At 65.4% G+C, this 373-nt stretch carries 1 protein-coding gene; it reads left to right on the forward strand.

Going from position 1 to position 373, the window contains the following annotated elements; all coding sequences use genetic code 11:
* The first annotated feature begins 129 nt into the window (after positions 1 to 129).
* A complete protein-coding gene (locus AB0H49_RS01315; RefSeq protein ID WP_253810640.1) occupies positions 130 to 300 on the forward strand; it encodes a hypothetical protein in 171 nt (56 codons plus the stop codon).
* The last annotated feature ends 73 nt before the right edge of the window (positions 301 to 373 follow it).

Raw genomic sequence — 373 nt, forward strand, 5'->3', positions numbered from 1 at the left:
CTACAGCTATCCGATCACGGTTACGCGCATCGATCGTCCTAAGGAACGGTAAGGAAACGATCCGCGCCTGTCCGTCGGACGGTAGACGCGCAACCATCAGGGGGAAGACCCTTTTCGGAGGTGGAGAGCATGTCCGACGAATCGAACTGCACCGCGATCATCCGCGAGGACGATGTGGCGCACGCCCACCGGCTCATGCAGGTGCACCGTTCGTGCCCGCGCTCCTGCCCTTCTCGCCGTGCCGCACTGGAAGTCCTTGTCGCCGCGGGGCATTACCGGTTGTCCACGCGATTCGGCTGAGGCCGCGGCTACGGCTCGGTTGGACAGCCGGGTAGTCGACGATCGCCTCCGGTCCCGCGGCGCGGGGAAACGG

The sequence above is a fragment of the Nocardia sp. NPDC050713 genome, from assembly GCF_040654315.1.
GTDB lineage: Bacteria > Actinomycetota > Actinomycetes > Mycobacteriales > Mycobacteriaceae > Nocardia.

Bases quoted from the DNA above. Each gene is read 5' to 3' on its own strand.
- AB0H49_RS01315 (WP_253810640.1), top strand. From the start codon at position 130: ATGTCCGACGAATCGAACTGCACCGCGATCATCCGCGAGGACGATGTG.